The organism is Polaribacter sp. R77954 (assembly GCF_044595335.1).
Taxonomy (GTDB): domain Bacteria; phylum Bacteroidota; class Bacteroidia; order Flavobacteriales; family Flavobacteriaceae; genus Polaribacter.
Window position 1 is genome coordinate 2,197,762 of the sequence record NZ_CP138992.1, and the last position, 25,741, is coordinate 2,223,502.

15 protein-coding genes are annotated in these 25,741 nt (G+C 31.0%); 5 read left to right on the forward strand and 10 right to left on the reverse strand.

Annotation, left to right across the window (positions count from 1 at the left end; all coding sequences use genetic code 11):
- Positions 1 to 13 precede the first annotated feature (13 nt).
- Positions 14 to 874, reverse strand: a complete 861-nt coding sequence (locus SJY27_RS09450; protein ID WP_397444579.1) for a flavin reductase family protein — start codon at positions 872 to 874, stop codon at positions 14 to 16.
- A 78-nt stretch (positions 875 to 952) separates the two neighbouring features.
- On the opposite strand from SJY27_RS09450, the gene SJY27_RS09455 reads away from it, so the two are divergent.
- Complete coding sequence (locus tag SJY27_RS09455) at positions 953 to 2,104, forward strand: sensor histidine kinase (protein ID WP_397444580.1); 1,152 nt, start codon at positions 953 to 955, stop codon at positions 2,102 to 2,104.
- A gap of 103 nt (positions 2,105 to 2,207) precedes the next feature.
- Here SJY27_RS09455 and SJY27_RS09460 read toward each other — a convergent pair whose 3' ends face one another.
- A complete protein-coding gene (locus SJY27_RS09460; protein WP_397444581.1) occupies positions 2,208 to 2,834 on the reverse strand; it encodes a 4'-phosphopantetheinyl transferase family protein in 627 nt (208 codons plus the stop codon).
- 64 nt (positions 2,835 to 2,898) lie between these two features.
- Between SJY27_RS09460 and ahcY the strand changes: the two genes are divergently transcribed.
- The 3 genes from ahcY to SJY27_RS09475 all read left to right on the forward strand — a co-directional run bounded on the left by ahcY (position 2,899) and on the right by SJY27_RS09475 (position 8,124).
- On the forward strand, positions 2,899 to 4,212 hold the full coding sequence (gene ahcY, locus SJY27_RS09465) for an adenosylhomocysteinase (protein WP_397444582.1): 1,314 nt from the start codon (positions 2,899 to 2,901) through the stop codon (positions 4,210 to 4,212).
- A 481-nt stretch (positions 4,213 to 4,693) separates the two neighbouring features.
- On the forward strand, positions 4,694 to 6,376 hold the full coding sequence (locus tag SJY27_RS09470) for a T9SS type A sorting domain-containing protein (RefSeq protein WP_397444583.1): 1,683 nt from the start codon (positions 4,694 to 4,696) through the stop codon (positions 6,374 to 6,376).
- A gap of 314 nt (positions 6,377 to 6,690) precedes the next feature.
- Positions 6,691 to 8,124 carry an SLC13 family permease gene (locus SJY27_RS09475; protein ID WP_397444584.1) on the forward strand — a complete coding sequence of 478 codons (1,434 nt, stop codon included), beginning with the start codon at positions 6,691 to 6,693 and terminating at the stop codon, positions 8,122 to 8,124.
- Between the two features lie 76 nt (positions 8,125 to 8,200).
- Here the strand turns inward: SJY27_RS09475 and SJY27_RS09480 are convergent, their stop codons facing one another.
- The 4 genes from SJY27_RS09480 to SJY27_RS09495 all read right to left on the reverse strand — a co-directional run bounded on the left by SJY27_RS09480 (position 8,201) and on the right by SJY27_RS09495 (position 15,646).
- Positions 8,201 to 9,343, reverse strand: a complete 1,143-nt coding sequence (locus SJY27_RS09480; protein ID WP_397444585.1) for an AEC family transporter — start codon at positions 9,341 to 9,343, stop codon at positions 8,201 to 8,203.
- Positions 9,344 to 9,346: 3 nt separating this feature from the next.
- The gene (locus SJY27_RS09485) at positions 9,347 to 10,537 is read right to left on the reverse strand and encodes a pyridoxal phosphate-dependent aminotransferase (protein WP_397444586.1); all 1,191 of its coding nucleotides are present in this window, start codon (positions 10,535 to 10,537) and stop codon (positions 9,347 to 9,349) included.
- Positions 10,538 to 10,767: 230 nt separating this feature from the next.
- Positions 10,768 to 14,091, reverse strand: a complete 3,324-nt coding sequence (locus SJY27_RS09490) for a T9SS type B sorting domain-containing protein (protein ID WP_397444587.1) — start codon at positions 14,089 to 14,091, stop codon at positions 10,768 to 10,770.
- A gap of 19 nt (positions 14,092 to 14,110) precedes the next feature.
- Positions 14,111 to 15,646 carry a YifB family Mg chelatase-like AAA ATPase gene (locus SJY27_RS09495; RefSeq protein ID WP_397444588.1) on the reverse strand — a complete coding sequence of 512 codons (1,536 nt, stop codon included), beginning with the start codon at positions 15,644 to 15,646 and terminating at the stop codon, positions 14,111 to 14,113.
- Positions 15,647 to 15,774: 128 nt separating this feature from the next.
- Between SJY27_RS09495 and SJY27_RS09500 the strand changes: the two genes are divergently transcribed.
- Positions 15,775 to 19,233 (forward strand): CotH kinase family protein, encoded by a 3,459-nt coding sequence (locus SJY27_RS09500; protein ID WP_397444589.1) that lies wholly within the window; start codon positions 15,775 to 15,777, stop codon positions 19,231 to 19,233.
- Positions 19,234 to 19,272: 39 nt separating this feature from the next.
- On the opposite strand, the gene SJY27_RS09505 is transcribed toward SJY27_RS09500, so the two are convergent.
- The 4 genes from SJY27_RS09505 to tilS all read right to left on the reverse strand — a co-directional run bounded on the left by SJY27_RS09505 (position 19,273) and on the right by tilS (position 25,732).
- Entirely contained in the window at positions 19,273 to 21,852 is a 2,580-nt protein-coding gene (locus tag SJY27_RS09505) for a phosphoenolpyruvate carboxylase (protein ID WP_397444590.1), read from the reverse strand.
- Between the two features lie 157 nt (positions 21,853 to 22,009).
- Positions 22,010 to 22,393, reverse strand: a complete 384-nt coding sequence (locus SJY27_RS09510; RefSeq protein WP_397444591.1) for a hypothetical protein — start codon at positions 22,391 to 22,393, stop codon at positions 22,010 to 22,012.
- Between the two features lie 40 nt (positions 22,394 to 22,433).
- On the reverse strand, positions 22,434 to 24,398 hold the full coding sequence (locus tag SJY27_RS09515) for a protein-disulfide reductase DsbD family protein (protein ID WP_397444592.1): 1,965 nt from the start codon (positions 24,396 to 24,398) through the stop codon (positions 22,434 to 22,436).
- Complete coding sequence (gene tilS / locus SJY27_RS09520) at positions 24,398 to 25,732, reverse strand: tRNA lysidine(34) synthetase TilS (RefSeq protein ID WP_397444593.1); 1,335 nt, start codon at positions 25,730 to 25,732, stop codon at positions 24,398 to 24,400. Before tilS ends, SJY27_RS09515 begins: the two co-directional genes overlap by 1 nt.
- Between the last annotated feature and the right edge of the window lie 9 nt (positions 25,733 to 25,741).

Below are 25,741 nucleotides of genomic sequence, written 5' to 3' on the forward strand. Positions count from 1 at the left end.
ACTATAAACTTAACTATTTAATTAAAAGCACTTTCCAAGCACTTTCTACATCATTTATTTTTAAAAACTTTTGAGCAAATGTATGTTTTTTTACGGTTTCTAACCCAATAAATTCAGGATGTTCTTTTGCAAAGTTATCAACAGCCTTTGCATTTGGTATTTGATTTACATTGCCTAACATTCCTAAATTATTACCTGTTAAAACCTCACTATTCTTTATAGATTCTGGTATTTGATCTACCCCAATTCCTAAACTAGATATTGGTTTCGGAATTTCGAAAAAACCATCTTTAGCTCTTGAATAGTAACTCCCTCCTGCTCTAGCCACCAAATCTATTTTATAAGGATCTATTCCTCCATCTGTATCTAAAACAGCCTCATTAATGTGCATCTTTAGCACTTCACAAATAATTAAATTCCCAGCTCCACCCTTATTTCCTGTATAAATAACATCTGTTACTTTACACTCAAATTGCACAGGAGATTCTGCGACCCTAAAAGGTTGAACAATATCTGATTTTAACATGGTTAAACCCGCTTTTTCAAATTCGTTTACACCTTTTGGATACATAGCACTACTTAAAGACATTTGTTGTACAATAGCATAATTCACAACATTAATTACCACTTCTTTTGTAATTTCTGCATTATCTAAGGTATCTTTTGTGGTATTATTTCTTACACTTCTTGCTGGCGAAAAAATCATTGTTGGCGGATTTGCACCAAATACATTAAAAAATGAAAATGGTGATAAATTCGGATTTCCATCAGCATCTATGGTACTTGCAAATGCTATTGGTCTTGGAGCAACTGCACCTAATAAATAACTGTGTAACTTAGGCGTTGAAATTTCTTTTGGATCTATTGAAAGCATAATCAAAAAATTTACTAGTAAAGATACTATCAAATCTTGAAATGAGTTATATACAAGAAACCTTTATCTTTGTTTTTAATGAAAATTTTTTCAAATACACTTTTATTTAAACGGATTACGATTCTTGTTTCTTTCGTTATCGTTTTGTCTATTCTTTGGAATACCTATTCTTTTTTTCAAAAATTTAAGCAAGAAGAGCGCATAAAAATGGAAATTTTAGCAGAAGCTCAAAAAGAAATTGGCTCAAGTACAGACTTAAATGCTAAAGTTGACCTACCACTTAAAATACTAGAAAACAACAATAGTATTCCTATGATTTTAGTAGATGAAAATGGCGAAGTAATTAATACACAAAACTTAGATTCTATAAAATCTTTAAACCCAAAATACTTAAAAAAACAATTGGCTATAATGAAAGAACAAAATGAGCCAATTTTAATAAGTTATAATGGAAAAAACAAACAATATATCTATTATAGAGACTCAGATTTATTAGACAAACTCACTTATTACCCTTTAGCCTTAGTTTTAATTTTAGTGCTGTTTTTAGCAGTTATTTATTTGTTTTATAGCTCTAACAAAGCTGCAGAAACCAATAAATTATGGACAGGAATGGCTAAAGAAACAGCACATCAAATTGGTACACCTTTATCATCGCTTTTAGGATGGATATCTATTTTAAAAATGGAAAAAGTAGATGAAACCTATATTGAAGAAATTGAAAAAGATGTTTATAGATTAAATACCATTGCCAATCGTTTTTCTAAAATTGGCTCAATTCCAGAACTTAAAAAAGAAAATATAGTTGCTATTACAAAACAAGCTTTCGATTACTTAGAATCTCGTAGTTCTAAACAGATTTCATTTTCGTTTTCTTCTACTGATCATGAAATTTATACCAACCTAAATAGAGAATTATTTGGCTGGGTTATAGAAAACTTAATAAAAAACGCTATAGACGCTATGTTAGGCAAAGGCAATTTGAATTTGCAAATAGAAAACAGCCCAAAGAAAATAAAAATTACAGTTTCAGACACAGGTAAAGGAATGCCCAAAAAACTATACAAACAAATTTTTAAACCAGGTTTTACCACAAAAAAAAGAGGTTGGGGTTTAGGTTTATCTCTTTCTAAAAGAATTGTAGAAGATTATCACAATGGAAAAATATTTGTAAAAAAATCTGAAATTGATAAAGGAACTACCTTTCAAATTTTAATGAATAAGTTGTAATCTATGTGCTCAACAACAACATTGAATATTTATAATTTTAGCTTTAATTACCTTATCTTTTAACGTAAAGAAACCTTAATTTTAAACTTTTCTAGGTTATTTATCAATACGCAAACACACAAGTAAACCCTTCAAATTCTAAAAATTGAATAGTATAGGTAGTTTCTAAACCATTAAAACGAATTGCTCCAATAGTTTTTCCATCAGCAAACTTAAAATCATCAATATAAATATGATGTAAGAATAATAGTTTTTTCTTTCCATAAATTTTATACAAACTCTCTTTTGCACCCCAAACTATGGTAAGTTTACTAATTTTAGCTTCTACATTAGCAATGGTATTATATTCTTCAATAGGTGTAAATTTATGTGCAATTCTTAATATTTTATCTCGCTGTTTTTCAATATCAATACCAACTACAGCATCGTAAGAAAAAATAATAGCCGTAAAGCCAAAAGAATGGGTAATAGATATAAATCTACCTTTATCTAAATGCGGTTTTCCAAATTCGTCATATTGTAAATCAGCATCAGTTAAATTGATTTCTTTTAATAAATGACGAATGCTTAAAAAACCTTTCTGGTGAATTTCCGATTTCATTGCGTTTAATCGTAATGCACTATTGTTAGTTAAAGTAATTCCAGATTTTAACTCATCAATTGTTTCTTCAATCTTCCAAATCAATACTTTAGTTGAAGCGTTAACCGTTAATGTTTTGTAAAGAGCCATAGGTTTTCAAAAAGGATATCGTATCTTTGCAATCGCAAAAAATAGATTTTAAATATACAAAAATATGAGTGCAACAACAGCTTACGTACCATTTAAAGTTAAAGATATTTCTTTAGCAGATTGGGGTAGAAAAGAAATTGAATTGGCAGAAGCAGAAATGCCAGGATTAATGGCGTTAAGAGAAGAATATGGAGAGGCTCAACCTTTAAAAGGCGCAAGAATTGCAGGGTGTTTGCATATGACCATTCAAACTGCAGTTTTAATTGAAACGTTACAAGCTTTAGGAGCTGAGGTAACTTGGAGTTCTTGTAACATTTTTTCTACACAAGATCAAGCTGCTGCTGCAATTGCTGCTGCAGGAACACCAGTTTATGCTTGGAAAGGAATGAACGAAGAAGAATTCGATTGGTGTATTGAGCAAACTTTATTTTTTGGTGAAGACAAAAAGCCATTAAATATGATTTTAGATGATGGTGGAGATTTAACCAACATGGTTTTAGATAAATATCCAGAATTGGCTGCAGGAATCAATGGTTTATCAGAAGAAACAACAACAGGAGTTCACAGACTTTACGAAAGAGTAAAAAACGGAACGTTACCAATGCCAGCAATCAATATTAACGATTCTGTTACAAAATCGAAATTCGATAACAAATACGGTTGTAAAGAATCTGCTGTGGATGCCATCAGAAGAGCAACAGACATTATGTTAGCAGGTAAAAGAGTAGTGGTTTGTGGTTATGGAGATGTTGGTAAAGGAACAGCTGCTTCTTTTAAAGGTGCAGGTTCTATTGTTACGGTTACAGAAATCGATCCAATTTGTGCTTTACAAGCTGCAATGGATGGTTTTGAAGTAAAGCGTTTAGAAACGGTTATGGGTAATGCAGATATCATTATTACTACAACAGGAAACAAAGATATTGTTACAGCTAAACATTTTGAAGGTGTAAAAGACAAAACTATCATCTGTAATATTGGGCATTTTGACAACGAATTAGACATTGCTTGGTTAAACGAAAACTATGGTGATACTAAAGTAGAAATCAAACCTCAAGTTGATAAATATACCATTGATGGTAAAGACATCATCATTTTAGCAGAAGGACGTTTGGTAAACTTAGGCTGTGCAACTGGTCACCCAAGTTTTGTAATGTCTAACTCATTTACCAACCAAACGTTGGCGCAAATGGAGCTTTGGAACAATGCTGATGCTTATGGAAACGAAGTATATATGTTACCAAAACATTTAGATGAAAAAGTAGCAAAATTACACTTAGCAAAAATTGGTGTAGAGCTTACTGAATTACGAAACGACCAAGCAGAATATATTGGTGTTACTGTAGAAGGCCCTTATAAACCAGAGCATTATCGTTACTAGTTAGTTTTTGGTTGTTAGTTATTAGTAGCAACTTTAATTTAAAAGCTAAATGTCATTTCGACCTTGTGGAGAAATCTCATAAAACTTGAAAACCTTTCCATTAATTTGGGAAGGTTTTTTTATTTGGGCGCCTGCCTGCTGCAGGCAGGTTTTAACAGGCTGGAATTTATCTTGAGCGAAGACGAAAGATCATATCTTTTTTTCGTTCCTCAAAAAAGGATGTCGTTTCTATCCTTAACGCGAGTATCATCTGCTAAAAAAAATGGAGAATAATTTATATATTGTTTTACAATATCAATTTTCTTATTTTGCATTAGATTAATCAATTAAAATTTATTCCAACAAAAAACAGGACTTTTTCTTGTGTCATTATTATTTTTCTTAAACCAATGTTACTGGTAAAAATTGGTTTAATAAAAATATGTTGCATTTAATAAGGATAAATGATGATATGCAATTAATACTATTTAAAATCATTAAAATGAAAGCAGTATATATCCTTCTTTTGTTTTTTACCCTTTCATCTTTGAAAGCCCAAACAGAAGTTATTGATTTTGGGGATATACCTCTTGATCGTTTATCTGCTACAAAATGGCAAAATTTTAAATGGAATAGTTCTGGAAATTGGGAAACCATAGATGTGACCAAAAAAGGAATTGTTCCAGGGTCAACAGCAGATATCGCTCCAAAAGTAATGTCAATAATCAATAATGGAAGTGGAAAGAAGATTCTGAAGTTTCCTGTCGGAACTTTTCATATTAAGTCACGATTGAAAATATTAAAAGGTGATATACAAATTGTTGGTGAAGGAAATGCTACCAAATTTATGCTTCAAGGTGGGGCAAATGCTGGATACATAACGATATTTGGTAATGAATCTGGAGATTATAAGTTAGCAGCTGATGCGTTACGTGGTGATTCAAAAATTAATTTAACCTCTACAAGTGGACTTAATGTAGGTGATTATTTCATTGTTAAACAGGGCGGATCACTTATTAGACCAAATACTAATCCACCTATTACAGGGAAGGAAACACAGATTTTTAAAATTATTGCAAAATCAGGTAACGAGCTTAGTCTTGATATGAACTTTGGTATTCCTTTTTTTAAGGATCATACCACAGTTCTAAAAATGAACTTTTTAAAAAATATTCGATTTCATAATTTCTATATTGAGAGACCCTCAACAACAAACGGTGATGGAGATGTGAATATCTATTTGAGAATGCTTCAAAATGCAGAATTCTCTAACATAGAAAGTAAAAATGCACTAAAAACACATATAGCTTTATTCAATTCAAGAGATGTGATTTTCTTTCAAAACTATTTGCATGGCAATTTTGGTTGTAACAAGTGTGGTGGTTACCAATATGGCATTTCGCTGGTTTCGTGCACACGAGTAAATTTAATAAATAATAGAGGCTCCAATCTTCGCCATTTTTTCGTTTCTCAGTTTGGTACAAATCACAGTGTGTTTGCCTATAATAGAGCTGAGTCACCTCATAATCATTATGGAGACATAGGTCAGCACAATTCAAAAGGATGTCATAATAACCTTTTTGAAGGAAACTATGGTAAAGAAATTTTTGATGACGGAAATGAAAGAGCAGGTTGGGGAACACGTTATACAATGTGGTTTAGAAACCATGCCATAACTCAAATTGGTAGTACAAGTCGCTATGTTGAGCATATGAACATTATTGGAAATGAAATTGAAAGCGAAGAAGGAGAGAAAACTGGAATAAGAGATGGAGAAGTAGGAGTACCAGGAGAAAACACCTTTTCAGGAGGAAACGTTTTAAATGTTTCTGCTGAAGGTGTGGGTGGAAACATAGTTTGGGGAGATATAAAGCCTGAAGACCAAATACCTGCATCTTTGTTTCTATCCGAAAAACCTGATTATTTAAACAAATGGCCATTATTTGGACCTCCTTTATCCGTTCAATTAGGAGTTGATGGAATATTTGAAAATAAGAAATCGTTATTCCCAAATCCTACAAACGGGCTTGTGCATCTGCCAGAAGTAATAGAATGGGAAATTTTTTCCATTAGAGGCGCTTTACTGAATTCTGGGAAAAGTAATGAGATAGATTTAAATAAACATAAAAGTGGAGTTTACCTATTACGTATAAAAGGAAAGTTACATAAATTATTAAAGCGTTAGGGCAATTTAAAAAAATTGCTTTTTTACTATCAATAGTTTAATTGGAGCAGTTACTTTGTTTGTGATTTGAATAAATCTTAAATAGGAAAATTTTATTTTTGAATAGAATTATGCTCAAAAATTAGCTTTGTTAATTCTCTTACTTTTTGGCAAAGATTGATTACTTGTCAAACGAATATCTTCTTCGGTTTTAATGGATTTACTGATAGTTCCTATTATAGCAGGGTCATTTCTAATTAATAAAACTCTATTGTAAGGAAGCTATTAAATAATAAAATGAATTTACTTATTTTGCAAAAGCTTAATCAATCAAAATGCAGCCCACCAAAAAAATAGGATTACTTCTAGGTCCACTTTTATTTTTCATCATTCAATTGTTGCCAATTACTTTAGTTTCTGAAAAAGCAGATGCAGTAATTGCAGTTGCTGTTTGGATGGTAATTTGGTGGATTACAGAAACCGTAAATATTGCAGTTACAGCACTATTACCTTTAATTTTATTTCCACTATTAAAAGTGATGCCCATTGCAGATGTTGGTGCCAATTATGGTAGCCCAATTATCTTTTTATTCTTTGGTGGTTTTGTTTTGGCATTGGCTTTAGAGAAAGTCAATTTACATAGAAGAATTGCCTTAACTATTGTGAAATTGACAGGGACAACTCCTGAAAAAGTAGTGTTGGGTTTTATGTTGGCTACTGCTTTTATGAGCATGTGGATTAGCAATACAGCTTCTACAGTAGTAATGTTACCCATTGCAATTTCTGTAATTAAACTTTTGATAGATGATAAAGATGGCTTTACAAAAGGAGATAAAAAGTTTGCCTTAAGTATTATGTTAGGAGTTGCTTTTGCTGCAAATGCTGGAGGAATTGCCACAGTTATTGGCACACCACCAAACTCGGTTTTAATTGGGTTGTTAGAAAATCAGTATGACATTCAAATCTCATTTTTAACTTGGATGAGTTTTGGATTACCATTTTCTATACTAATGATTACAGCAGTTTATGTTGTATTGGTAAAATGGATGTTTCCTTGCAAAGGAATTGTGTTTACATCATCAGCAAATTTAATTCAAAACGAATTAGAGCAGCTAGGTAAAATTTCATCCGAAGAAAAAAGAGTGTTAACCATTTTTGCAATCACCGTTTTTTTATGGATTACACGAACGTTAATCAATAGCCTTTTCTCTGGGTTAAAATTATCTGATACCATTATTAGTTTAATAGGTGCAGTTGCATTATTTGCAATTCCGTTAAATTTTAAAAAAGGAAACTTTATTTTAGAATGGAATGATACCAGTAAATTGGCTTGGGGAATTTTACTCTTATTTGGAGGAGGTTTAGCACTTGCCAAAGGAATGGCTTCTTCTGGTTTGGTGGCTTTAATTACGGATACAATTGCAGCAGGAGAATTCAATATTTTATTGACAATTTCATTACTAATTGTGCTCATGTTATTTATGACAGAATTGATGAGTAACGTGGCTTTGGTTGCAGTTTTAGCGCCAGTTGTGGCAGGAATTGCAATTGGGTTAAACATCCCGATTTTAAATTTATTAATTCCTGTAACTATGGCAAGCAGTTGTGCATTTATGTTGCCCATGGCAACTCCACCTAATGCCATTGTTTTTGCAAGTGGTTATGTAAAAGTAAATCAGATGGTAAGAGCAGGGGTTGTTTTAAATGTTATTGCTGTGTGTTTGCTGATTTTGTACTATCAGTTTGTAATTCCACTTTTCTTTTCATAATTCTAAGTTGAGGTTTCCTTAAAATCATCAATCTGAGCCTGATTAAAATTTAAACAAGCACAGATTAATGAATAGATTATTTATCAGTTAAAAACTCAACTGATTTTTTTTTTGATGTATTTACATCATTTTTAGAAATAGAAAAATTAGATTTTACTTTTATAATTATCGGATAAAATAATCCGATTGCAGATAAGCATCCACCTAAAATTAAGATATTATGAATACTTGTAAACGTATTGCCTGCAGTTAAAATTCCTAAAATAAGAATTACAGAAATGGGTAAGGATAATGCTAAGATTGATAGCGCAAAATTGGTGTCAAAAGTTTTGTCTTTGGTGTTTTCTTTCTGTTCTTTAAAGTTTACTGCAGAAATATGAGCAAAAGGCCAAAAACTAGCAGAACTTAAAGAAAAAGCAATCATTACTAAGATGTCTTTTTTTATAGAAATATCAGCAAAAAAGACAATACCAGCAATTAACAACAAAGTAAATCCGGCTCTTAAAAGTAACAAAGAAAACAATTGAAAAAATTGTTGTTTTTTAAATTTTACAGCCAAACCTATAAAAAGTAGCACTAAAGGCGTCATAATATAACTCAACCTTGTTAAGGTACTTGATAAAAAGTTCGGAATTTTATCTAAAGTAATGCCAAAAGAAACTAATATTAAAGCAACTATAATGAATAGATTTACGGGTTCGTAAACTAACGTTTTAGCCAGCGATTTTAATTTTGTCTTAAGTGAATTGGCTTCGAAATCTGCATTTTTATAATGCCATTTTAAGGCTACTAAATACAATAAAAAGAGCACAAAAAATTTGTTACCCAAATCTGCCATTGCTGCTTTTGCTAAAGATCCATCACCCAAAAATTCTAAAATAAAAGGAAAACAAGACAAACCAGGTGCTAAAGATGGTATTAATAATCTTGCACTTCTTCCTTTATCAGAATTCATAGGTATGCCAATTAGCGAAAGTAAAATAGGCGTAATTGCAAATAAAATACTATTTAAACCTAATGCCAATACAGGAAAAAGAATTAAGTTACCATCTATTTTTACTTTTAAAAGTGCAATAAAAATGGTTGCAGGTAAAGCAATTGTAAGAATTAAACTTTTAATTCCGTTTGTTTCATCGCCAACAGAAATCTTCTTTTTTAAAAGAAATCCGATAAAAATAAAAAGTAAAAATGAAATGGATTTTTCTAAAGCTCCATCCATAAATTAAGCAAAAATTTCTGTGATTGCGTTGGTAAAGGTTTTCATTTCTTCCATAGTTCCAATACTTACTCTACACCAATTTTTATCCCAGAATTTAAAAGCTCTTACAGCAACGTTTCTGCTATAAATTTCTTTTAAGAATTTTTTTCCTGTCATCGGAATTTCAAAAATAATAAAGTTGGTTTCAGATGGTAAATAAGAATAGTTGTTTTCTTTTAAATAAGACATGGTGTAATCTCTTGCATCTGCAATTTTTGTTTTACACATATCTAAAAACTCGGTATTTTCTAAACTAGTAGTTGCTGCAGCTATTGATGGGCCTGTAATACCCATTCCACCTCTTGTAATTTCAGAAATTACATTTAACGTTTCTTTTTTACCAATAACATAGCCAATTCGTAAACCAGCCATTCCGTGAATTTTAGAAAAAGTTCTTGCTACAATAACGTTTTTACCTTCTGCAACTAACGTATTCATAGAATCTTTTATGCCGTTTTTAGACAATTCAATATACGCTTCATCTACAAAAACTGGTACTTTTTCAGAAACTCTGCTACAAAATTCTCTTAATTTTTTTGCATCAGTTATAGAACCAGTTGGGTTGTTGGGATTACAGATGTAGACTAATTTTGTATTTTCATCAATACCAGCTTCCATGGCATCTAAATCGTGTTGAGAGTCGTCTAATAATTTATAAGATTTCCATTTACCACCTACAGATTTTGCCACTACAATTAAAGACATATAACTTGGGTCTGCACTCACTACATTTCCTCCATTTTGAAACAAAACCATGGCAACTTTTTCTAATAAATCAGAAGAACCTGGCCCCATTAAAATTTGATTTGGATCAATGCCTTCGTTTTTAGCAATTTTAGCTTTTAGGTTAGATAAGGTTTTCCAAGAATATCTGTTACCCGTAAAAACTTCTTTTTGAAAAGCTTCTGCCGATTTTGGTGGTGGCCCATAAGGATTTTCATTCGCTCTTAAAATGGTCATTGGAGCCTCTTCTTTTAAAAGTGGAGGTGTAAATTCGTTAAAATAATTGTTAGAATTGTACAAAAAAGTACGGTTTTCTTTTTGAGCAGTTAGTACATTAGAGCTCCAAATTTCATGAGGTACAAGTGCCAAAGCACCTAAAGTTAATGTTCCTTTTTTTAGCCAATCGCGTCTGCTTAAGTTTGATGATTTCATTAGTTGTTGTGGTTTTGAATTTACATCAACTAAGTTATAAAAGATATTGTTTTTAGAAGTATAGATAATTCAATATAAATCATAAATAATTCATATTTACTGAAAAATATCTCATGAATTTAATAAAACGATATTTATAATGAGGTGAATTTGTTTTTTAACTGATAATAATTCAACACAACAAAAACTAAATGTTAATAATTAAGGTTTTGTTTATAGTTAGCATGTGGTTAATTTCTTATCAAACTAAAATTACCTGTTCTAGTTTTTATAACATCATTTTGACTCACTAAAACAACTTGATACCAAAAATTATTTGATGGTAAAGGTTTGCCATTATAAGTGCCATTCCAACCCATATCAGTTATGGTAAACTTAGCAATTTGTTTACCAAATCTATTAAAAATAGTAATCAAACCACTTTTATAAAAACTATTGTTTAAGCCTTTAATTTGCCAATAATCGTTTTTACCATCACCATTAGGTGTAAAAAAACTTGGGAAACTAATTAAAGAAATTTCTAGTGGCATTGTACCACAATTATTTTTATCGTTAACCTCTAAAGTGTAAATTCCTCCGTCTAAATTTTCGAAATTTGGGTCATCTTGATAATCATAAACAATGTTATAATTTTCATTTAACAAACGAAACTCATAATCACCTAAACCTAAGTTTGTAGTATTTACTTTTATAAAATTATTGTCAGAATCGTCTTGTACAGTAACATCAGCCATTGAAATAGTTGATGCAGATGACTCACTAATTTTTATACGCATTTCATCAGAATTACAACCTTTATCTGAAGTAGCCATTACAGTATAAACCCCTCCTTTAAATACGTCTATTGCTTGAGATGTACCTACAGTTGCTCCGTTTTCATCTGTCCATAAATAGGAATAATTACCCAAAGGATTCTCAGCTTTAATTTCTAATCTAGGATTGCTATTCATACAGATGATATCTTCTGTAATTAAATCAAAAGAAGGTTTTTCATTAACCACAAAATCAATGGTAGTTTCTTCGAAACATACATCATACAAAGGATTCTCTAAGCGAACTCTAATGGTTTGTGAAGATGTATTAAACGGATTTGGTAAGGGACTTGGCAATGGTGCATTATTCTCATCAAAATATTTTACAATTAAATTAGTTTGTGTGCCAATTATTGTACTTTGTATATTTGATGTATTAAAGGCTACACTACCATCAAAATCATCATCACAGGCTTCTTGTACATTAATTGCATTTGCAGTTGGAACTGTATTTACTATAAAATTAATTTCAGTTTCATCAAAGCATTGACCATCTAAATCTTGTGAGTTTGTGTTTACAATTCTTGCCGTAATTTTTTGTGATGCTGTTGTAAAAGGATTTGGAAGTGGAGAAGAAAGTTGATTTCCTTTTTCATCAAAATAAGAAACAGCTACATTGGTTTGATTGCCAATTATGGTGGATTGAATATTTGAAGTATCAAAAGAAAAGAATCCATCTTTATCGTTATCACATTCAGGCTGTATAGAAACCAGATTTGCAATAGGTGCTTTTTCTACATTCAATACAATATGCGCCCCAAGCCCTAAACAATCATTATCTACCTCACTATCAACACGAATATAAATGATTTGTTGATTTGGTGAGTTTGTATTTTGATAGTTGCTAATATCAGCAATTGCGTTTTCTTCTTTTAAGGCATCAAATTCGTTTTGATAATAGTTGATGATGAGTTGCTGATTTGGCGGAAAAATATTTGTGATTTCTTCTGACACTGAGCTAAAATTAAAAGTGGCTATACCATCAGTAAAATCATCTCCATCATCACATTGGTAAAAAGATTTGGAATAATTTATGGGGATTTGAGTGGTAGACACAAAAAGATTTACTTCACCCACTTTATAACAACCATTGGTGTTTTCTACTCTTGCCCAAATTTTATCTACACTTACAGTTTCATTTTCGTATTGAGTGCTATTTGTGATAGCAGTTCCGTTATTTTCAGCTTCTGCTTCATCCTCATAAAAAGTGATTCTGTAGTTTTTTGGGTCTGTAATAATTTTTTCTTTGACTTCATTTAGGTTGAAAAAACTAAAGCCATCAATATCAGCATTGTCACATTGTTTCAAAGAAACAGAAGGGTTGATGTTAGGTGCTTCAAAAATTTCTACTTCTTTTGGAATTGTATAAACAGTATTATCTATGTGAGTAACTGTAGCTGTAATATTGTAAATTCCTGCTGACGAAAACTGATGATTCACATCAATATTAGTAGAGGTATTATTTGCTCCAGAAACAGGGTCATCAAAATTCCAAACCACAGATTTTATTTCTGATTGATTGGTTAAGCTAAGGTTGTTTGAAAAATTTGAACAGATGTTATCATTTGTAATTTCAAAAGGGAATATTGTTTTTGCTTCTCCATTTACAGTGATAAAGAAATTCATCGAATTTAAAGTGTAATAGGTTGATGTGTCACCTGAATAACCACAACCTTTATACCAAGAATCTCCTGTATCATTTTCTGTACCTGCTATAAAAGCAGTGGCACTTCCATACGACACTCCTTTAAGAACCTCTACTAAAATCATTTTTACATCAGCAGGAACCACAATTGGTGTTTCAAAATCAATTAGCATTATTCTGGCATTATTACCTGAAAAAGAAAAATATGGAAATTCTTTTGTTTGGCTACTACCTATTAAGTCTAACTCAGAGAAAGAATCAGGAAAATTTTCATCTATACTATAAATATTAAATTGAAAATCAGGTTTCCAATCTGCAGCACTTAAACCTACAAACCCTTTATCAATAATATACTCTTCATTTTCATTTATCCCAAAATCCTCAAGTACAAATTTCCTTGCCCAATATTGATAAGATGAACTACAAGAATGCATTTTTGTTTTTTTTACGTCATCACCAATATTATGAGATAAAGTAATATTTGAATCAGAATTAATAGTACTCAGTTTTTCTCCTGTAACATTAATAAAAAAATTGGCATTTAAAACTGGTGTACTTAAATCTTCTGTAGAGGTGTATGTATAAAGTTCTCTGCATCCCTGAAACCAAGAAGTATCTTTATCTTGTTCTGTACCTGCAATTAAAACTTTTTTATAATCAGCATTGTAAATATCATCTGATTGAGTTGCTACAACTAAGATTCTTTCGGTATTTGAAGGAATGACAGCAGGCGTATTAAAGTTTATTTGAATAATTTCTGGAGAATCATCAATTTTTGGCGCTAATATTCCACCTCCTCCAATATGAATTGCTGTGGAGTTTGGAAAGTTAGAATCGATTGCATAAATTCCAAGACTTAATCTAGCGCCATCATAAGAATTACTAATTGCTATTTGACCAGATCTAACAATAAATTGATCAGTTGTTTCTATTCCAAAGTCTGCTAGCGTAAATGTTCTAGCCCAATATTCTTGGTAATCACAAGATTCCCAATCAGTTTTTATTGGTGTATTTCCTACATTATGGGTAAGTGTAATTTGTGCGTTAATGTTTAAATAAAATAGAAAGCAAAAAATAAGCGATAAAAGATTTTTCATAGATTACAAATATAAAAAATTACCCTAACCAACCTTCACGATCCAAACTTCTATATTGTATTGCTTCAGCAATATGATCTGGAGAAATATCCTTAGTATTTGCCAAATCTGCAATAGTTCTAGAAACTTTTAAAATACGGTCATAAGCTCTTGCAGAAAGGTTTAATTTTTCCATTGCTGTTTTTAAAAGCGATAAACTTTCTGCGGATAATTTACAGAATTCACGAATTTGTTTTACATTCATTTGCGCATTATAATGTATGTTTTCTAATGCTGCAAAACGCTCAGATTGAATTTCTCTAGCTGCAGTAACTCGTTTTCTAATGTCAACAGACGATTCTCCTTTTCGTTCTTCTGATAGTTTTTCAAAAGGCACAGGAGTTACTTCTATATGAATATCAATTCTATCTAATAATGGTCCAGAAATTTTACTCAAATAACGTTGCATTTCTTGTGGAGTAGATGTCATTGGAGAATTTGGATCGTTAAAAAAACCACTAGGGCTTGGATTCATACTTGCTACCAACATAAAACTTGCAGGATAGGTAACTGTAAATTTGGCTCTAGAAATGGTAACATCTCTATCTTCTAAAGGTTGACGCATTACTTCTAAAACTTCTCGTTTAAACTCTGGCAACTCGTCTAAAAATAAAACCCCATTATGTGATAAAGAAATTTCTCCAGGCCTTGGATATTGTCCTCCACCAACCAAAGCTACGTTGCTGATAGTATGATGTGGACTTCGAAATGGACGCGCATACAACAATCCTTCATTTTTTGTTTTACCAACCACAGAATGAATTTTTGTAGTTTCTAAAGCTTCGTGCAACGTCATTGGTGGCAAAATACTTGGTAATCGTTTTGCTAACATGGTTTTTCCAGATCCTGGAGGACCAATGAGAATGATATTATGCCCACCAGCTGCAGCAATTTCCATACATCTTTTAATGGATTCCTGACCTTTAACATCAGAAAAATCAAACTCTGGGAAATCGATATTTTTGTAAAATTCAGCCCTTGTATCAACAATAGTGGGAGCTATTTTTTGATGACCATCAAAATGATTGATGACTTCTAAAATATTTTCTACACCTAAAATTTCTAAATCATTAACAATCGCAGCTTCTTTAGCATTTTCTTTAGGAAGGATAAAGTGTTTAAAACCTTCTTCTCTGGCTTTTATCGCCATTGGTAACACTCCTTTTATAGGTTGCAAACTTCCATCCAAAGAAAGCTCACCCATAATAATATAGTCATTAATATTTTCTGATTTTATTTGATTAGAGGCTGCTAAAACACCCATAGCCAGGGTTAAATCATAAGCAGCGCCTTCTTTTCGGATATCAGCAGGTGCCATATTTATAATGATTTTTTTACCAGGAAGTTTGTAGGAATTATTATTTAAAGCAGCAGAAATTCTATAGGAACTTTCACTCACAGCCTTGTCTGGTAAGCCTACCAAATGATAGCCAATTCCTTTATCAATATTCACCTCAACAGTAATTGTGGTGGCTTCTATACCAAAAACGGCAGAACCAAAAACTTTTACGAGCATTCTTTTTTTCTTTAAAAATAGAAAAAATCAAAGAAAAATAAGAGAATTAAAGATATAATTACCAATTAATTGAGATATTCTAAAATTAAAGCTGCGTATATTTGTAAATTACTAAAAAACAGAACCCAATGAAACCATTTATATTTATTTTCTTGTTTAGTATTTTTGGTTTGCAAGCACAAACCATACAATTTAACGAGGTAGTTTCGTCTAATTCTGTTTATTTTGATGAGGATGGAGATACACCAGATTGGATTGAGTTGTATAATTCTAGCAATCAAATAATTTCAATAAATGGTTGGTCTTTGTCTGATGATGAAGATCAGCTTTTAAAATGGACATTTCCAAACGTTTCATTGGCCCCCAATCAATACCTACTTTTGTGGGCTTCTTCTAAAGATAAACGTTCTATTGAGTATCCAAGAACTTTGGTTAATAAAGGAGATTCTTTTAAGTATATCCTACCCACATCAGAACCAAATACCAATTGGAAAAACTTAAATTTTAATGATACCAATTGGGCGCAAGGAATTTCTGGATTTGGATATGCTGATGGAGATGATAGTACAATTATTCCTAGTGGTACAAAATCTATTTACTTACGAAAAAACTTTACCATTGATGACGTTGATAATATTGCATCTTTAATTTTAGATATTGATTATGATGATGCTTTTGTAGCCTATATAAATGGGCAAGAAGTGGCACGCGCAAATATTAATGGAGTACCACCCGCTTATAATGCCAATACAATTCAAGATCATGAAGCCAAAATGTATAGTGGTGGAAAACCTGATCGTTTTTCGATTTCAAATTTTAAAAATTTTTTAAATGATGGCGAAAATATATTGAGCATTCAAGGGCACAATGTGAGTGCTAATTCATCAGATTTTACCATCATTCCTTTTTTATCAGCAATTTTTAAAACACCAAATTCGTTAGGAGTTGATCCGCCAGCTATTTTAGGTCTGAAAGGCAATAATTTTCATACAAATTTTAAAATAGCCTCTAAATCAGAAACCTTATTTCTTGCTGATGCAAATGGAGAAATTGTAGATAAAATTACTGCAGCACAACTGCCTCCAGACACTTCTTTAGGAAAATCTGTAAACTCTGGCAATATTGTTCATTATACAGAAACTACACCAGGTTTTGTAAATTCAATAAATGAATTTTCTGGAATGATAACCAATAGCGTGGTTTTTTCACATCAAGGAGGGGTTATTCAAAATCCTATTAGTTTAGTTTTATCTGGCAATGCATCAAACGAAGTGATTCGTTATACTTTAGATGGAGAAGAACCAAACTCATCTTCATTGCTGTATACAAATCCAATTCAAATCAACAATAACAAAAATATTAGAGCTAAACTGTTTTCTGATAATCAACTATCCTCTAAGACGTACACAAAATCTTATATTTTTAGAGTAAATCACCAATTAGATATTATTTCGTTAACCACGGAACCTAGAAATTTATTTGATGAAAATTATGGCATTTATGTTTTTGGTGCAGAGGGTACTTATGATAATCAAGTACCTTATTATGGTGCAAATTTCTGGGAAGATTGGGAAAGGCCTATTCATCTTACTTTTTACGATAATGATAGTGATGAAATAGCCGAATTTAATGGAGGTATAAAAATTTTTGGAGGCTGGAGTAGAGGCCAAAATGACCAACGTTCTTTAGCGCTTTTTGCAAGAGGACAATATGGAGATACTGAGTTTAAACATCCTTTTTTTAACACATTAAATTATAGTGATTTTCAATCTTTAGTATTAAGAAATTCTGGGCAAGATTGGTTAAAATCGTCTATGAAAGATATTATGCTTACCAGTTTAATGAGAGGTAGCGATTTAGATTTTCAAGAGCATAATCCTACAGCTACTTATATTAATGGACAATATTGGGGCATGTATAATTTGCGCGAAAAAATAAACGAACACATGCTTGCCTCTAAACATAATATTGATGCTGATGATGTTACTTTATTAACCAATAACGCAGAAGTACTAGAAGGAAATAACCAAGAATACAACGATTTAATTGCTTATATTAATACTACAGATTTATCTATTGCTGCAAATTTTGAATATGTAAACCAGCAAATAGATGTAAAAGAATATATACTGTATCAAGCTGCAAATATTTTCTTTAATAACACAGATTGGCCAGGAAATAATATTAAGTTTTGGAAACATCCTAAAGGCAAATGGAGGTGGATTATGTACGATACTGATTTTAGTTTTGGTCCTTTTTGGAATACAGGTAATTATTACGAAGATACTTTAAACTTTGCATTAGAACCTTATGGCCCTGCTTGGCCTAACCCTTCTTGGTCTACATTATTATTTAGAAGATTAATAACAAACACTGCCTTTAGAAACCAATTTATCAATAGATATGCAGATGAACTGAACTCTCGATTTTTACCTGAACATATAAAAAATCATATTGATGCCATTCATCAAACGATTGCCCCTGAAATAGAAGCACACTATAACAATTGGGGAGAAAACCCTACTGTTGCAACTTACTTCATTAATCAAATGAAAAATTTTGCAGAGAATAGGCCTTTGTATGCTAAAAACCATATCAAAGCTAAATTTAACTTACCTAATTTTCATCAAATAACAATTACCTCTAAAGCTATTGAACAAGGCTTTGTTGAAATTAACGAAAACTTAAAAATCCAAACAACTTCTTGGAGTGGAGATTATTTTGAAACTGTACCCATACAATTAAGAGCAATACCAGAAGCTGGTTATGAGTTTTCGCATTGGAGTGGGGCTATTTCATCAACAAATGAAATGATAACTATAGCTTTAGAAAAAGCGATAGAAATTACACCGAATTTTAAAAAGTCTACTACTGAAATACCTTTGGTTATTAATGAAATCAATTATAAATCTAATGATGCATTTAATGCAGATGATTGGGTAGAAATCTATAATCCGAATACTTTTGCCATAGACGTATCTAATTGGCTATTTAAAGATAATGATGATACTCATGTATTCACAATTCCTTCTGGCACATCAATTTCAGCTGAAGGATTTCTAATTGTTGTAAAAGACATCTCAGATTTTACTGCTATGTATCCAAACATTAAAAATTTTGTTGGAGCGTTTGATTTTGGTTTGGGCACCTCTGATGCTGTACGTTTATTTAATACAGACAATGTGCTACAAGATGAAGTGATTTATGATGATAGTTGGGCAAATTGTGCTGATGAAACAGGGAAAACATTAGAGCTAATTGCAACAGATTTAGAAAATCATTTACCCCAAAATTGGGATTGTTCAAATACAAATGGAAGTCCGAATATTATAAATGATGAAACACTTTCTAGTAATGATACTGTTTTGTCTAATTTAAAAATATATCCAAATCCTGTTAAAGACAAAATTTTTATTTCTGGTGATTTAAATGATTTTAGTATTCAAATACACAATGCTATTGGTCAAAAAGTATTAACTTTTAAAAACACAAAAATCTTAACGGTTAAACCGCTTACAAAAGGCCTTTATTTTATGACCATTTACGATAAAAACAAAAGAACAACTTTAAAATTTATTAAAAATTAAAGTTGCTCTTTTTTATTTTTTGAAAAAATATTTTAGTGTTTAGGCAGAATTCCTGCTTGCGTTAATATTACCAAATAAAGAACGCATTACCATTTTTTCATATATTTCAATTTCACTAGCATCAGCTCCTGATTTTTGTAAATCTTGCACTTTCTTTAAAGCATATTGCTGAATTGTTAAAAGTGGTAAAACAATCTTTTCTCTAATTTCTATAGACGCTTTTCCTACAGGTTGATTTTCCATCAATTCTGTGTGTCCTGCAAGTTTTAATAATAAACGTTTGGTTGTTTTATATTCTTGATGAATAAGTTTCCAAAACTCTCCATAAACATCATCATCAGCCATATAAGCCGTTAACCCAAAGAAAGATTTTGTTAAACTCATCATACTATTTTCTAATAAAGTTTTAAAGAAGTCTGAAGCGTTATAAAAATCAACAATTTCATCAAACCTACCTGCATCTTCGTATTTTTTTAAGGCAGTTCCTACACCAAAAAATCCTGGCACGTTTTGCTTTAATTGACTCCAACTACCTACAAAAGGTATCGCTCTTAATTGAGAAAAATCTAAAGTATCAGAGTTTGAACGTTTACTAGGTCTACTACCAATATTGGTTTTAGCATAGTATTTTAAGGTGCTCATTTTTTCTAAATACGGTAAAAAACAAGGGTGATTTTTAAAATCTACATAAGCTTGGTAGCTTGTTGTAGCCAAATCTTCAATCAACGTTCTGTGGGTATCATTAATTTGATCTTTCGTAAAAACTTCATTTTTAATACCAGAACTCAATAGTTGTTCTAAGTTGTATTGAGATGAATCTTCTGTACCGAAATTAGAACTAATGGTTTGTCCTTGAATGGTTAATTGTATTTCTTTATCTTCAATTGTTGGTCCTAAAGAAGAGTAAAATTGATGCGTTTTTCCTCCTCCTCTTGCAGGTGGTCCTCCACGTCCGTCAAAGAAAATCACTTCAATATCAAACTCTCTAGAAACTCTAGTTAAAGCTTCTTTTGCTTTAAAAATACCCCAATTTGCCATTAAATAACCACCATCTTTTGTTCCGTCAGAAAAACCTAACATAATGGTTTGTTTATTTTTTCTTTTAGATAAATGGTATCTGTATGATTTATTAGAATATAAAGTACGCATTACACTTTCTGAATTTTCTAAATCATCAACCGTTTCAAAAAGCGGAATAACATCTACAGGTAATTCGTTTTCAAAGCCACATAAATTTAGCATTGCAAAGGTTTGCATTACATTTAATGCTGTTTGATTGTTACTAATAATGTATCGATTTGCACCACGTTCTCCATTTCTTTGTTGAATGGTTTTTAATGCATAGATAGATTGAATGGTTTTTTCAGACATCTCATCTGTTAAAATTTCAGGATCTATGTTTCCTTTAATTACCGATAAAATTTCTATCTGTTCTTCTTCAGACATGCTATGGTAATTATCTGGAAACGTAGTATCACCAGAGGCCAATAAATCGTCTACAATTTGTATAAATGCTTTATGATGTACTCTACTATCTTGTCTAAGGTCTAATGTTGCAAAATGGAAACCAAAAATTCTTACCTTATTGATAAAGTCGTTCAACTCATCAATAAACAATCCATCGTGATTATTTTGTATAATATCTCTAGCTGTTTCTAACTCTTTTAAAAGTATTTTTTGTGAAAAGTTTACTTTTGCATAACTTCTTACTACATGCTTATATAAACGTTTTTCAACACCTACTAGAATTTCTTGAACACCATCAAAAGTAAAACGTCTTTTTAAACGTCTTACATCTCTGTAATAGCTTCTTAAAATAGATTGACGTAATCTTTCTGCTACATCTAAAGTAATTTGTGTAGTTACAAAAGGATTACCATCTCTATCTCCACCTGGCCAAAAACCAAGATCTATAATTTCATTTTCTACTGGCTGACCATCATAAATATGATGCTGAATATAGTTGTATATTTTAGGAACAGATTTATAAAAAACATGCTCTAAATACCAAATTAAGCTAACAGCCTCATCAAAAGGTGTTGGTTTTTTCTTTTTATAAAAAGGCGTCTTTCCTAATTGGGCTAATAATTTTTTAATAAGTAATAAATCATCATTTTGTATTGCCTTATCTAAATCTGTAATAATACTCAGAACTGTGCCTGGATAAAATTGGGTAGGATGTGCTGTTAATACAATACGAACCTTAAAATCTTCTAAGTGTTTTTTAAGTTCTTCTTTTTTATTTCTTAAAATTGCAGTTTCTTGCGAGTTACGAAGTGTACCAAAACCTTCCATATTGTTTACAATAGGAAAAGCAGCATCTTCTATAGCGTCAAATAATACAACTTGACGTTCTATATATTGTATAAAGTGGAATAAAAGATCTTTTTTTGCATCTTCTTTTGAAGAATCTACATACTTTTTAAAAAACTTTTCTACTATTTGTGTTGGGTTTTTTCCGTTTTTAAAACCTTTTTCGCAAATTTTATGAAAAAGAGGTAATAAAACCCCAGTATTGTTTATCGTATCAAAAGGTAGTGTTATAAATATGCTGTTATAAATTTGATATTTAGACAACACATTGTCATTAAATCTTGTTAATTGTGGTAATGCAGACATATTATTTGTATTTGTATGGTAAAACTACAAAAATCAAGAATTAAAGAAGCTGTGTTTTTAGGAATAATTATTCTAAAAATTACGAAAACCACAGAAATTAAACTCAATTTTCTACAAATGTTTAATTTCTGATAAAACTTGTTGAATTTGTTGTTTTTTATTCAGTAGGTTGCACCGAAAGTGGATTTGGGCATTGCAAATTCCAAAACGTTGGATTGTTTTCAACTAAAAAAGCAATGGGTATGTTTCGGTCTTGAAACCTTTTGTAATCGTATATAAAATCAGAAGGAGTTTGACTTAAATCTTGGAAAAATAAAGGAAATCGATTAAAATCTGAATTAATGTGACCTACATAACCAAATTGTATATTTTTTAGGTTTAGTTTTTTGTTTAGGTTAGAAATTGAATTTGTGTTTTTAGATAAACTTGAAAATGTATAAATACTAACTGCTGTTTTTAATTGTGTTTTAGTTGTATTTTGTGCCTGAGTGCATAAGCCTAAAAATAAAGTGATGGTAATTAATAAGTATCTTACTTTCATGATAATATATTTTTAAATGTACATCAAAAATTACTCCAAATTATTTATTAAATCTTTGTAAACCTGCCTGTAACCAATTGTAATAGGTGTCTCTATCTGTATATTGTTGTGCGTTATTTAAAACTTCTAAATCTGGACTCAATAATACGTAATAAGGTTGTGAGGCATTTTTAAAATTGATAATTTGAAAAGTAGACCATTTATCACCTACCGTTTTAATTTTTTTAATCTTACCATTTGCCTTTAAAAAATCGAATTGTTGTGCTTCTGGCAAGTCTTTTTCGTTATCATCTACATACAAGGAAATTAAGATATAATCTTTTTGTAAAGTTTCATAAATATCGGCTTCGCTCCATACATTTTCTTCCATTTTTCTACAATTTACACAAGCCCAACCTGTAAAATCTAATAAAATTGGTTTGTTTACCAGTTTTGCTTTTGCCAAACCCTCATCAAAATCTTTATAGCAATCTAAACCTAAAGGACAATTACTTTCTTGCTCGTAAACACTGTAGAATTGTGGGGGTGGAAAACCGCTTAATAAACTCAAATTCCATGTCGGATTTTTCAAAACTCCAGGAGCAATATAAATCACAAAAGAAACCACTAGAGCCCCAAATGAAATTCGAGAAAAAGATAGTTTTTTGATGGGTGAATCGTGTGGAAATTTAATTTTAGCAAATAAATACAAAGCCAACCCTATAAAAATAACAATCCAAATTCCTATAAAAACTTCGCGTTTTAGCAAATCCCAATGTGCTACTAAATCTGCGTTCGATAAAAACTTAAAAGCTAAAGCCAATTCTAAAAAACCTAAAACCACTTTTGTAGTATTTAACCAGCCACCAGATTTTGGTAAAGAATTTAACCAATTTGGAAACAAGGCAAACAACGCAAAAGGCAAAGCTAATGCCAAACCAAAACCAGTCATACCAGCAGTTAATTGTGTTGCACCACCATCTGAAGTTAAAGAACCTGCTAACAAAGAACCTAAAATTGGTCCTGTACAAGAAAAGGAAACTATAGCCAAAGTTAATGCCATAAAAAAGATGCCAACAATACCACCAACAGACGAAGCAGAATCCATTTTATTACCCCAAGAGCTTGGTAATGTTATTTCGTAAAATCCGAAAAAGGAAAATGCAAAAAATACTAAAACCACAAAAAAGAACAGATTCAACCAAACGTTTGTAGAAATCGTATTTAAAATTTCTGGATCTAAATTATCTAAAAAATGAAAAGGTAAACTCAGTAAAATATAAATCAACACAATAAAAAACCCATATAAAATGGCATTAAAAATGCCTTTCTTTTTGTTTTTGGATTGTTTTGTAAAAAATGAAACCGTTAACGGAATCATAGGAAAAACACAAGGTGTTAATAAAGCCAATAAACCACCAACAAAACCTAAAAAGAAAACACTAAATAAACCACTTGAAACTTCTGATCCTGAATTTGATGTTCCTTTTAATAGTGATGTATTTTTTAAATCTAGTTGCAATTGCTTAGTCAACTGCTTGCTTTTTTCATTTACAGTATTCGAAATTTCAATCGGATTATCTGTCAAAGAAAGGGTAAAAGGTTCATCAATATTAATACATGCAGTTTCACATACTTGACCAAAAAAATTCAATTTTATGGTTGTAATATCCTTATTTGTGAGTTGAATTCTTTGGGTAATAATCGCTTTATCTTTAAAAACTATTTCTTCTACTTCCCATACTTCAGAATATTTTTTAAACGTATCTTTTTCATCGGCTTTGCCTACTAACTTGTAACCAGTTTCTCCATCAGGAATCGTGATTTCCAAGGGTAAAGATGCGTCTTCAGGATTGTATTGCGAGTACAAATACCAACCTTTATATAGTTTTGCATTAAAAATAATATCATACTCTGTTTCTGATATTTTTTTTACAGATGCATTAATGCTTATAGGGTTTTCTGCGGTTTGTGCGTTTGCTAAAAAAACGGACAAAAAGAAAAATAAAGTGATGAATTTCTTCATTATAATTGTGTAATTTTTAAGTAATTTTCAGTGGTTTTTTGGGGTAGAAAACGCCTGTCTTGTCTATAATTAATAACCCAAATAATTTTATAATCGGCATTGCAAAGTAACCAAGTATTTTCTTTTTCTAAAAGTGATAATTTTTCGTCTTTAAAATATTTACTTAGTTTCTTTTTTCCTTGCATTCCTGCAGGATAAAGATAGTCTCCATTTTTTCGTTTCCTAACGATTAAAGGATATTTTAACAAATCTTTATCAACGTAAATGGTTTGTTTGTTTGCTTTTGATTTTTCAGCAACTTTTTTAAAAGTTAAACGAATAGGATGGGTTATTTCTGTTTGATTTTGCTCGATGAAAAACAATTTTTCGACTCCGCTAAAAATACCATTACTTTTCTTAGATAAAATTAAAACATCTCTATCTTTTAACAAACGATGTGTTTTCGAAAATACCTGTTTACCAGATTGTGCTGATAATAAATGATACACATCATCCCATTCTGTAAAATGGTATGCTTTTAAAAATTGATACAAATAGGCTTTCGGATTTGAAAGTTGTTGGATTTTATGTATGTTTATTTTTAAACAAGCGTTTCCTTGAGCGCAACTGAAAGGTGTTATTATTAGTTTTGAAACTTCTTCAATTCGATCTTCAATAATTTGCTTTGATTCTTCTAAATAATTTAAGGAATTTGAAAAAGAAGCTAACAAACTCGGATTAATTTCTTTTAAAACAGGAATTACCAAATGACGAATTTTATTGCGGGTGTATTTTGTAGCAGCATTACTGGCATCTTCTCTCCATTCAATGTTGTTTTTCTTGGCATATAACAAAATTTCTTCTCGCGAAAAAGGTAAAAGTGGACGAATAATATTGCCATTCGTTTCTGGAATTCCTGTTAAGCCTTCTAAACCTGTACCTCTTGTTAAATTGATGAGGAATGTTTCTAAATTATCATCTGCATGATGTGCAGTAGCAATATAATCGAAATTGTATTTTGATAACAATTCTTGAAACCAATTGTAACGCAGTTCTCTTGCTGCAATTTGTGTAGAGCATTTATGTTTTTTAGCATAATTATCGGTGTCAAATTCTATCCTAAAAATCTGATTAGACGATTTTTGAGATAGTTTTACCACAAATTCTTCATCCAAATCACTTTCTTGTTCTCGGAGCTTAAAATTGCAATGTGCTAAAAAAATATTAAATTGTAATTGATGCAAAAGGTGATACAAAACCACAGAATCTAATCCGCCAGAAATGGCAATTACTATTTTTTTATCCTTTAAAAAAGGAAAATTAGTATTGATATGTGTTTTGAATTCTTGAAGCATCTACACCTC